Genomic DNA, 11,950 nt, shown 5'->3' with positions numbered 1-11,950 from the left:
CTGATGTTGGGAGAGGCGAATATGATTGATTTTGAAAAGGTTCATGATGAAAGATTTGAGCAATTAGAGACGGACTTTTTTCGTTCAGAAGTTACTGTGTGTTGTTTGGCGGAAGGGAGTTGGTTTGCAAATGGTAAAATATTTCGTAAGGATACGGGAGAATCATTGCGTAAGCGGTGCGTTGCTCGAGGTGTGACGAGGGATGAAGTTCTTGAAAAACTGCATCTTCTTGTTGAAGAGGTATTGTCTGAGATAGGTGTTCCTGCTGATTGGGGATGTCAGGACCCCGTTCGTTTTCTTATTAATATGGAGGTTCGCTATCGGCGCAGGAGTACAAATTTTTTAGGTGAGGTAAATGCTTCTTTTAAAAAAGATGGATTTTCTTCGGATGTTTTTTTCAGAATTTTCAGAGACTCTCATAGAGACTGTTTTGAGCATACAAAAACTGTTTGTTCTCTCTTGGCTAAGCTTGAAGAGCAAGATTTGATTCGTTTGGTTGAACTTGAAGATCCTGCTGAATATGATGAGGTTTCTGAGCGAGACGAAGCTCGCATATTGGCAATGGATAGTTTGTTTGATTATATTAGTTCTCCTGTTGAAGCTGTGATTGACGCGCATATTAGGCATCGGAATAAAATGTCGGGGGTGATTTAAATTTTTAATGTTGAAGGGTTTTGGGTGAGAGTGTATTTTTGGTTGCGGGTTTGTAATGGAATGGTATTAATGTAGGTTGATTTGCAATGGCGAGATTGCCAAGGGTTGTGATGTGAGGATTAGGTGCTTTATGTCGTGCGGCGCGGCCATAAACGCCGTTCTTAATGATTTTCAAATAATTCGGTTCGGCATTGAAGATGTATGTTGGGTAGTTAGCGGTTGGATTTATGCGCTAGCACGTTAAATTGTGTTTTTGCAGAATTTTAATGGCGCCTTTTGCGCCGCTTGTGTGGGGAAATCGGGGATGATGTTCAAACAATGGATGGTCGGTCTGCTGGCACTGTGGAGTGCCGGGGCCTGGGCCGAGGATTTGTGCGCGGTGGTGGTGATCGAGATCGTCCAGGAATTGACCCTGGAGCGGCAGGGGTTCGAGGCCACCATGCGCATCAACAACGGCCTGGACACCATTGCCCTGGACGAGCTGGAGGTGGCCATCCAGTTCGAGGACGAAAGCGGCAACCTGATCAAGGCCAGCTCCGACCCGGATGCCGAGGACGCGGCGTTTTTTATTCGCCTGGACGACAGCCAGGATGTCGAAGCGGTGCAGACCGGCGCAGCCGGCGCCATCACCCACGGCAAGATCCCGGCCAAGGCCAGTGGCGTGTTGCGCTGGCTGATCATCCCCACCGCGGGTGCCGCCGGCAACAGCCTGGCGGGCAAGCGTTACAAGGTCGGTGCCAGCCTTAGCTATAACGCCGGCGGCAAGGAAGAGTCCGTGACGGTGGACCCCGACACCATCACGGTCAAACCCCAGCCGCAGCTGACCCTCGATTATTTCCTGACCCAGGAAGTGATCGCCGACGACGCCTTCACCCCCTCCATCGAGGCCCCGGAGCCTTATACCCTGGGCGTGCGCGTGCGTAACAGCGGCCGTGGTGAGGCCAAGGGCATCAAGCTGGAATCCGCGCAGCCGAAGATCGTCGAGAACGACTTGGGCCTGGCCATCGATTTTCGTATTACCCAGAGTTTTGTCGACGAGACGCCGGCGGCGCCGACCCTGTTGCTGGACTTCGGTACGATTCCGGCGAACAGCAGCCGCCACGGACGCTGGCTGATGGAAAGCAGCCTGTCCGGTCGTTTTGTCGATTTCACCGCGTCCTTTTCCCACCCCGACGAGCTGGGCGGGCGCCTGACCTCGGTGCTCGACAAAGCCAATGCGCATTTCCTGCTGCACGACGTGCTGGTGGACGCGCCGACCAAGGACCTGGTGCGTGATTTCCTCGGTTATGTCGGCGACGAGTTGTATGTGTTCGAGTCCGATCGCTCGGGCGAGGCGGAGAATGCCCCCTGCGTCGATTGCACCTTCGTCAATCAGCTGAGCGCGACCCTGGCCCGCGGCGCCAGCGGCAATACCCTGGCCGTCGATGCGCAGCCAGGCTTCGGATACGTACGCGTGCCCGATCCCTACAATGGCACCAAGGCGTTGCAGCGGGTGCTGCGCAGCAATGGCGTGGCGCTGTCGCCGCATAACGCCTGGCTGAGCAAGGAACGCGACAAGGGCGATACGCACAAATTCAATTACTACCTGAACCTGTTCGACCTCGAACCGGACAGCGAGTACCAGGTGCAGTTTGGTGCCTTGAGCAACGAGCCCAAGCCGCCGGTGTTTCGGCCGATCATGGACCGCAGCACCCACGAAGGCGGGCAGGTGGGTTTTGTGGTGCAGGCCAGCGACCCCAATGGCACCTTGCCAACCCTTATGGTGGAAGGCCTGCCCACGGGCGCCATCTTCGAGGAACAAAGCCCAGGCCGCGGCACCTTCTACTGGAACCCCCTGGTCGGTCAGGCGGGGCGTTATGTGGTGACCTTCACCGCCAGTGATGAGCTGCTGCAGACGCAGTTGCCGGTGGGTATCCGGGTCTTTGCCGTGGGCGACAGCGATGGTGACGGCATGGACGATGCCTGGGAGCTGGAGCACTTCGGCAACCTCGACCGCGATGGCAGCGGCGACTTCGACGGCGACGGCATCAGCGATGTGGACGAGTTCGAGCAGGGCAGCGACCCGGAGGTGGTGGAAGCCGCGCCTCTGCCGCCGGCCCTGCACGAGCCCCAGGACAATGCGCACACCGCCGACCTGTACCCGGCCTTGCGGGTGAAAAACAGCGGCAACGGCGCCGGTCGTGCCCTGACCTACAGCTTCGAGCTGTACGCCGATGCCGGCATGAGCGAGCTGCTGGCCAAGTCCCAGGCCCTGGCCGAGGGCAGCACCACCACCGAGTGGGTGGTCAAGGCCGACCAGCTCGAGCCCGGTGCCCAGCTGCGCGACAACACCCGCTATTACTGGCGGGTGCGCGCCAGTCATGAAGACACCCATAGCGAATGGCTCAACGGGCGTTTTTTCATCAACACCGCCAACGACGCCCCCAGCGCGCCGCTGCTGCTGAGCCCCACGCCGATGGGCGTTACCGACCAGCGTACGCCGCTGTTCCAGTTCAGCAACAGCCTGGACCTGGACGAGGACGAGCTGAGTTACCGGGTGCGGGTGTTCAGCGAAGACGATGACGATTTCAGCGATCCGGTGGTCGAGGTCTCGGGTTTGCTGGCCGGCGCCGATGGCGTCACCCAGTGGCGTTCGCCAGTGGCGCTGGAAGAGCAGCGCTTCTACCTGTGGCTGGTCGAGGCCCGCGACAGCCATGGCGCGGTCAAACGCAGCGAGCCAAGCCTGTTCGGCGTCAGCCTGAGCAACCAGGCGCCCAGCGCCCCTGGCCTGGCTTGGCCGTTGCAGCAGCAACGCATCGAACAACGCAGCGCCGTGGCCCTGCGCCTGGACGCCGCCCAGGACCCCGAGCGGCAGCCACTCAAGTACCGTATCCAGCTGGACCTCAACGAGCGTTTCGACTCCCTGGGGCTGCAGGATTCCGACTGGTTCGCCAGCGAGCAGGGGCCGTTGCAATGGACGGTGCCGGGCGAGTTGAGCGAGAACCAGCTGTATTTCTGGCGGGCCCGTGCCAGCGATGGCGTGCAGGAGTCCGCCTGGGTCAGCGGCCAGTTCCGCGTCAGCGAAACCGCCGAAGCGCCGCCGATGCCGACCATCGCCAACCCGGCGTCCGGCGCCTGGGTGGAGGTGCGCACGCCGCGCCTGGAAGTGCACCCGGCCCAGGATCCGGATGGCGACAGCCTGAGCTACGAGTTCGTGTTGGCCGAGGTGCAGGGCGATGTCACCCTGGCCACCCAGCTGAGTGCGGACCCGCAGTGGACGCCCGCCGTGGTCCTGGAGGACAACCATGCCTACCGCTGGCAGGTGCGGACGCTGGACAGCAGTGGTTTGATGTCGGCCTGGAGCGCCTGGCAACAGTTCTTCGTCAACGAAAACGGTAGCGACGATGCCCCGAGCCTGGCGTTCGTCGCGCCGGCCAGCGATGTTTCGCTGACTGGCGGCTCCCTGCTGGTGCAGTGGACCGACACCGACCCGGACAGCGCGGCCACCCTCGACCTGTACGCCAACGAGCTGCTGATCGCCTCGGGCCTGCAGGAAAACGACGACGGCGACGCCGACCGTTACAGCTGGTCGCTGGCCGGCGTGGCACCGGGTACTTATCGCCTCAAGGCGGTGATTCGCGATGCCGCGTCCCAGGTAACGGTCGAGTCCTGCTGCAGCGTGACGCTGCTGCCGGCCGCGGCCGAGGTCAGCGTCAGGCCGCTCACCGCGCTGCAACTGGACGAATATGGCGAGGCCGTGGCCGAGGTGGAAGTCAGCCTCAACCGCGCGCCCCAGGCCGGTGAAAGCGTCAGCCTGAACCTGGCGTTGAGCGATACGGGCGAAGCCCGCCTGCTCAACGAACCGGCCTTCCTGCATTTCACCGCCGAAAACTGGCAGACCCCGCAGCGTATCCGCGTGCAGGGGGTCGACGACTGCTTGATCGACGGCAGCCAGCCTGTTGGCCTGCAACTGTTGCCGCTGCAAAGCCGCGACGCCGCGTTCGCCGGGCTAGACCCCGCCGATGTGTTGCTGAGCACCGCGGACAACGAGCAGCCTGGGCAGACGCTGTTTATTTGTAACTATCAACTGGTCAGCCGCGGCGAGATCGGCACCGACGGCCAGGCGAATTTCACCCTGCGCCCGGAGCTGTCCAATACGGGCGCGGCGCTGGTCGATGCCACCGCCGTACCTACCCTGCAGGGCAGTGATCTGGGGCTGTCGGGTGCCAGCCCGCTGCGATTCGGCGCTGTGCTCAATGCGGTTCGCAGCCCGTCGCTGGACACCCTGGTGCTGCGTCAGCCGGCCAACCAGCCGTTGCAGGCCAGCCGCCTGCACTGGGCGATCAGCCCCGGTGCCGTCGCGCCGGTCACGCCGGGCCAGGAGGGCGACGACACTCTGGTGGGCACCAGCGGCGATGACCTGCTTGACGGTGGCGACGGTAACGACACCCTCAAGGGCGGTGCGGGTAACGACACCCTGATCGGCGGCCGTGGTGCCGACGTGCTGATGGGCGAGGCGGGCGACGATACGCTGTTGATCATCGGCCGCGACACCGCGGCGGATATCTTCGCGGGCGGCGACGGCTTCGACCAGATCCTCGGAGGCGACCTCGACGATGTGATTCGCATGCAGCGTTTTGCCGACGCGCAGCGGGTCGAACGTATCGACGGGCGTGGCGGCAGCAACCGGATCGAAGGTACGGCCGACGCCGACCTGCTCGATTTCAGCGCTACCGAGTTGCTGAATATCGAGGCCATCGACGGCCTGGCAGGGGATGACACCATTCTCGGCAGCGCCGGCAATGACCGGATCCGCGGTGGAGCAGGGGACGATATCCTGAGCGGCAATGCCGGCGACGACACCTTCGTCTATGTCGGCAGCGAGGGCCATGACCTGGTGTCCGGCGGTGCTGGCAACGACCGTGTGCTCGGCAGCGCCGAGGACGACTGGCTGCGCTTCAAGGCCTTCAACCCGGAGCGCGGTGTCGAGTTGATCGACGGTGCCGAGGGCGTGAACCTGCTGACCGGCGACGACGGCGACAATATCTTCGATTTGCGCCAGACGCAGTTGCTCAATATCGCCCGTATCGATGGCCTGGGTGGCAATGACACTATCGCTGGGTCGGCGGGCAATGACCTGATCCAGGGCGGTGCCGGCAACGACAGCCTGTACGGCGAAGGTGGCGACGATGTGTTCCTGCTGACCGGTGCCAACGCCGGCTTCGATGTGGTCAATGGTGGCGCCGGTCGCGATGGCCTCAAGGGCGGTCCCGGCGATGACGTGTTCGGGTTGCAGGGGTTCGGCGCTGACAGCCGCACCGAGTGGATCGACGGCGACGGTGGGATCAACCGGCTGCTGGGTGACGATGCGGCCAACACCTTTGACCTGCGCCAGACCCAGCTGATCGCCATTGCCGACATCGACCTGGGCAAGGGCGATGACAGCTTGTTTGGTTCGGTGGACGCTGATCGGGTTCGCGGCGGGGCGGGTAACGATATCCTCTCGGGCGAGGGCGGCGATGATGTGTTCCTGGTCGTCGGCAGTGGCGACGGTTTCGACCAGATCGCTGGCGGCGACGGCCAGGACCGGATCCTGGGCGATGCCGGCAACACCCAGATCGGCTTGACCCGTTTCCTGCCGGAAGCCGCCCTGGAGTTGATCGACGGCGGCGGCGGGGTGAACCAGATCCTGGGCTCCACCCAGGCGGATACCCTGGATTTCAGTGCCACCCAGTTGCTCAATATCCAACTGATCGACGCCGGTGCCGGCAACGACCAGGTGCGCGGCTCGGCGGGCGCCGATGTATTGCGCGGCGGCCCCGGCAATGACCAGCTGTACGGCTGGACCGGGAACGACACTTACCGTTTCGCGCCGGGCGATGGCCTGGACAGCCTCACCGAGCTGGGCGCCGCCTCGGACCAGGATGCGCTGGTGCTGGAAGGCATAGGTTCGCCGACGCAAATCTGGCTGAAGAAGGTCGGTGCCGATCTGCAGGTGCTGGTCACCGGCAGCGCCGATGGTGTGGTGCTGGTCGGGGTCTATGGCTCGGCCAACAACCTGGTCGAAACCATCGAGCTGGACAAGGCCTGGCGCCTGCCGGCCAACCATGCCGCGCAACTGGAGCAGTTGATGGCCTCCATGCCCCAGGATCCGGCCGCCCGCACGGCGGCCCAGCAAAGCCAGCTTACCGCTGCGCTTGGCCAGGCCTGGATCAAGCTCTGACCGACCAGGGCCCGCGTCGCTGCGCGGGCCTGGCGTTTTGGGCGTGTGCGCTGCCGTTGGCGCAAGCGCTGGTAAATGACATAAGGCCGCCCCGGGAGGGGCCGCCAATAGGGAGCCGTACGTGAAGTGCAACGCTTTGGCCCGTCTGGGTCTGTTGATTTGTACCCTGCTGGCCGGCGCCGGCCAATGGGTCCACGCGGTTCCAGGGCTGGACCATCGGTTCGGCACCCCGCACTACACCGACCAGAGCCTGAACCTGGTGGTGCGCGACCTGGAGGTGAAGGCCCTGGGCTCGACCCCGGTGCGCATCGAGCGCAGCTGGGTCAATGGGCAGTGGGTGTGGAACGAGCAGTGGGGCGACCTGGGCATCATCGGCGGCACCGAGACGCCGCCCGGCGAAACGCCCAGCACCGGGGTGGGCACCCTGAGCCGTCCATACGCGGTGATGCACGCCGGTAAGAGTTATGTGCGCGCCGGCGGCAGCAGTGGCGGCAGCAGTGGCGCCGTGGCGGAAGACCCGGATGCCGACGTGGTGCTGAGCAACCTGCCGTTCCGTACCCTGACCGCGCTCAAGCGCGGCAAGTCCGGTTACCGCTGGCAGGACATCTACGGCAACCGCAACGACTACGACCCCAAGGGCCGACTGACCCAGTACGTGTTCTTCAACGGCATCCAGGTGCGCATGCTGCGCGATGCCCAGCAGCGGCTGCTGGCGGTCAAGGACCACCTGGGCACCAACCTGGTGACCTTTACCTACACCGACGACGACCTGACCCAGGTCGCCGATTACAGCGGCCGCACAGTCACCTACGAGTACACCGATCACCAGTTGATGGCGGTGGTCGATGTGCTGGGCCAGCGCTGGGAGTACCACTACTCGGGCAAGGTGCTGGCCGGTTACACCGACCCGCTGAAGCAACGCACCACCCTGTCGATGGGCGGCGACAGCCTGCAGGAGCTGCGGCGTCCGGACGGGCGCTGGACCCGCTACAGCCGCGGCTACGATACCAAGACCGAGCAGTACTCGCTGCGTCAGGAGGACCAGTCCGGCCTGGTGACCGAGCGCTGGCACGACCGCCTGGGCCATGTGGTGCGCGAGCAGATCAATGGCGAGCTGCAGTTCACCCGGGAATACACCTTGTCGGACAAGACCCATGACGTGGGCAAGGTGGCCGAGGGCTATCGCATCTCGGGCCGCAGTACCGGCAGTGTCGGCGGCGCGGCCGTGCGCAGCGACCGCTCGCCGCCGATTCCGACCTATGTGGTCAAACGGGTGGAAACAGACGCCGAGGACCGGCAGACCATCACCGAATACAACCGGCATAACCAGATCACCCGTATCCAGTACCCAGACGCCAGCGTGGTAACCCGCAGCTACGACGGCAAGACCCGTCGGCTTACCGAAAAGGTCGACGAACGGGGGGTCAAGACCCAGTACCGCTACGATGGCGCGGGTAACCGCAGCCAGGTGATCGAGGCGGCGGGTACCCCCGAGCAACGTACTACCACTTATCGCTACGATCCCCTGGGCCGACTGGTCGAAGTGAGCAAACCAGGCGGTGGCGAGACCCCGGATGCCAAGTGGCAATACCGTTACGACAACAAGGGTAACCGTACAGTTGTTATTGATCCGCTAAATCACGAAACCACCTATACCCATGATGTGATGGGCAATGTGCTGACGCTGACCAATGCGCTTAATAAGACTTGGATCAGTACCTATGATGCGGTGGGCAACCTGACCAGCCTGGCCGATCCGCTGGAGCAAAAGGTTACTCATCACTATGACGAACTGGGTCAGCGCACCAAGATAGTGGCGCCCAATAACGCTGAAAGGATCGCTGAGTACACTCCCGCCGGCCTGCCGAAAACCATCACCGATGCGGCCAATGCCAAGACACTCTTTGAATACGACACCAGTCAGCGTCTAGTAGCGGTGATCGATCCCTTGGGTAATCGTCGGGAGCGTCGTTATGATACCGCTGACCGACTGCTTAGCCAGAAAGACGGAGCGGGCAATCTCACTGAATATCGATATGATAAAGAACGACTTACAGGGGTGGATTTTCCGACTTTTCGGGAAAACTATGCCTACGATAACAACGATCAGATCAAAAGCGAGACCCGTGAGTTTGTCCAAGGGAGCGAAATCAAAAGCCTGACAGATCAGTACTGGTATCTAGCCGACGGCCAGATGGATCGCTGGCTGGATGCCGCGAGTAACACCACAGAAGGTCAGTACGATGGATTAGGTCGGCTGAACGAGAGCAAGAACGCCGAAAGCGGCATTACCCGCTTTGCTTATGACGCCCGTGACAGCCTGTTACAAGTGACGGATCCGGCTGGACATATTACCCAGTTCCGCTACGACGCTCGCGACGCATTAATTACCGAAATCAAGCCGGACGATGCCCAGACGCCTCGTACTGAGCGGCGTTATAGCTATGATAAGGTAGGCAACCTCAAGCAAGCTATCACGCCCGATGGTCATATTAATTTATACCAATACGACGATGCCAATCGATTAATTCAGAGCCAGCACTATGCCAATACGATATTGGCCGGAGCAGGCACTGCTGAGCGTACGACCAGTTATAGCTATACTGAACTCAATCGGTTAAAGAACTACGAGGACGAGGAAAGTAAGGCGGTTTACCAGCACGACGCTCTGGGCCGGGTGATCAGCAGCACCGTTACCTATAAGACCGCCAGTCCGGTCTTCAGCAAAACCTTTTCCTATACCTACGATGCCAATGGTCGCAAGGACAGTTATACCAGCCCGGAACAGCAGACTTATGGCTATCGTTATACCGCCCACGGGCAATTGGCAGGAGTAAGTATTCCGGGCGAAGGTAGTCTCGCCTATCAGGATTTTAGCTGGTTGCTGCCGCAAAATATTATCTACCCGGGTGGAAGTAACTTGGCGGTAAAATACGACGGTTTGCAGCGTTATACCAACCGTACCCTTAAGGACCCGGCTGGCAAGCTGATCCAGTCTTACGGCTACGATTACGATCCGGTCAGTAATATCAGCAGCATCAGGACCCAAGAGGGTCAGGCCCAGTACGGTTACGACAAGCTTTATCGGCTTACTGAAGCGAAGTACCCGCAAGGCGATAGCCGGACTAACGAGGCCTATGCTTATGACGGTGTAGGTAACCGCTTGGATGCCAAGACTAGCAAGGCTGAGCTGGATATTGGCCAGTGGCAATATAATGCTCATAACCAGTTGGTCAGCCAAAATGGAGTCGGTTATCGCTACAACGCGGACGGCCACTTGATCGAAAAGGGCGCTCTGCAGGCCGACCAGAGCCTAAGTCAGTACGGAGCTGTCGACCACTGGTTCTATCGTTACGACAGTCGCGAGCGGTTGGTTGAAGTAGAGAAAAACGGCCAATTGTTGGTTCGCTACGCATACAATCCGTTAGGTCAGCGTATCAGTAAGACCCTGCTGCCAAGCAACAAAAGCATATACTATTTATACAGCGCAGAAGGTTTGGTGGGTGAATACGACGCCCAAGGTCAGCTTCAGCAGGAATATGCCTACGATCCGACTAAGCTTTGGATGAGCCAGCCGTTGTTTACCCGGGCGCAGCGTCATGATAATCAGCGATGGACGGTCAGCTATTTTGCAACCAGCCATTTGGGCACCCCGGAAGCGGCTTTTGAGAAAAGTGGAGAAGTGACATGGCGGGCCAAGTCGGGTGCTTTTGGCGATAGACTAGTTCAGGAAGGAAACGTTAATAACCCGCTGCGTTTCCCTGGGCAATATTGGGATGCGGAAACGGGCTTGCACTACAACTACTATAGGAACTATGATTCGACGCTTGGACGCTATATGCAGACCGATCCAGTTGGGCTAGCGGGCGGGCTGAACACCTATGGATATGTTAAGGGGAATCCAAGTGGTTATATGGATATATATGGCTTGCTCAGTAGTGGAGCTCGAGAGCTTGTAGATAATGCGCTTATAAATAATTGCGGTAATCGTGATCGTGCTCATAGTGAGCTTAGGATAGCGCGAATGAGGCGAGATTGGGAAGCGCTTACCCCAGAAGGAAAAGATTTGAGAGATGCTGAAAATTATATAACTAATTATGCTTTTGTTGAGCCTGGCGCCTTGGTTTTTATTGATTGGATGGGTATGGCGCTTATTGCTACTCCTGGCTGGCAAGGTTTTAGGTATCTCGAGAATTTTTTCGATATAAACATGCACTCCCCTGCATCTCTCGATGCGATGGAGGCGGGATATGATGGTGCAACTGATTCGATGACGGAGTACTATTTTACACCTGCACCTTGGAAGCCTTTAAAAAATTGCCAGTGCCTTAAGTAGTAGGACGAAATGGAACGAAAAACACCGCATCTAGTTGCTTTTTCTGTGAGTTTTGTATTGGTTGCTTTTTCTCTTGCGTCAATATGTGTTGTTGGTTTGAGACTTTCAAATTTGATCTTGTTGATCGTTGGGGGGGTGCAGGTTATCGCCGTAATTAAATTCGTTCGATTGGTTCTTTTGATTTCGGCCTTTGAGATATTTGTCGTTGGTTTTGTTCTGTTTGCTGTTGTAGTTTTCCCAATGCCAGATGGCGGTTTACCAATGCTTGATGGCTTGCCCTATTATGTGCGGTGGGGATTGGGTTTAGTGGTTTTTTTTGTTGTATTTGGGTTGATTCGTACAGCTTTAGCTTTGCGAGATGGTAAGGGTTTGCCAAGTGATGATATGTAAGGAAGTAGGAAAGCAAATAGAGGGGATAAAGATCGGATCGGAGTTATTTTAACACTGGTGAAAGCCTATTTTTCAACCAGATCCCTCGGGGTCAGCGAAATAGGGGGCAGAGTCTGAGTGATCCCCACATATTTAACCCTCCGTCATGCTCTGCTGTTGCGCATCGACGCGTAGTCGGCGCTCCAGGTCTTCCAAGACGCGCCAAGTCATGGTCGCAGGGTGTTTTCGGCCGTACTCCAGGCCTAAGCGCCACAGCGACAGGACCCGCTTACGCCTGAGGCTGTTGCTCTGGAAGCGCCGTTCATGGCCCAACTGGCGCGCCTGCAAACCCACCAACAAAATCAGGTAGTTGGCCAACGCGGCGATCA

The 11,950-nt window shown here is 59.2% G+C and carries 4 protein-coding genes and 1 pseudogene; 4 read left to right on the top strand and 1 reads right to left on the bottom strand.

All coding sequences use genetic code 11. The features are described 5' to 3' along the window. Window positions 1-21 precede the first annotated feature (21 nt). From ABWY06_RS23255 to ABWY06_RS23240, 4 genes are all read left to right on the top strand, one after another. Window positions 22-654 (top strand): hypothetical protein, encoded by a 633-nt coding sequence (locus ABWY06_RS23255; protein ID WP_353927969.1) that lies wholly within the window; start codon window positions 22-24, stop codon window positions 652-654. Window positions 655-958: 304 nt separating this feature from the next. Next, entirely contained in the window at window positions 959-6,856 is a 5,898-nt protein-coding gene (locus tag ABWY06_RS23250; protein ID WP_353927968.1) for a putative Ig domain-containing protein, read from the top strand. 121 nt (window positions 6,857-6,977) lie between these two features. Next, a complete protein-coding gene (locus ABWY06_RS23245; RefSeq protein WP_353927967.1) occupies window positions 6,978-11,192 on the top strand; it encodes an RHS repeat-associated core domain-containing protein in 4,215 nt (1,404 codons plus the stop codon). A gap of 9 nt (window positions 11,193-11,201) precedes the next feature. Beyond that, window positions 11,202-11,582 (top strand): hypothetical protein, encoded by a 381-nt coding sequence (locus tag ABWY06_RS23240; RefSeq protein ID WP_353927966.1) that lies wholly within the window; start codon window positions 11,202-11,204, stop codon window positions 11,580-11,582. 132 nt (window positions 11,583-11,714) lie between these two features. Here the strand turns inward: ABWY06_RS23240 and ABWY06_RS23235 are convergent. Continuing rightward, a pseudogene (locus tag ABWY06_RS23235) lies at window positions 11,715-11,950 on the bottom strand (IS4 family transposase); the annotation flags it as partial.

Source organism: Pseudomonas sp., from assembly GCF_040514055.1.
GTDB lineage: Bacteria > Pseudomonadota > Gammaproteobacteria > Pseudomonadales > Pseudomonadaceae > Aquipseudomonas.
Note: the sequence above shows the minus strand (reverse complement) of the source record. Positions and strands in the feature narration are given on the sequence as shown.

What these genes read in the sequence shown, in the direction of transcription:
- ABWY06_RS23255 (WP_353927969.1), top strand. Translation starts at nt 22, where the DNA reads ATGATTGATTTTGAAAAGGTTCATGATGAAAGATTTGAGCAATTAGAG.
- ABWY06_RS23250 (WP_353927968.1), top strand. Translation starts at nt 959, where the DNA reads ATGATGTTCAAACAATGGATGGTCGGTCTGCTGGCACTGTGGAGTGCC.
- ABWY06_RS23240 (WP_353927966.1), top strand. Translation starts at nt 11,202, where the DNA reads ATGGAACGAAAAACACCGCATCTAGTTGCTTTTTCTGTGAGTTTTGTA.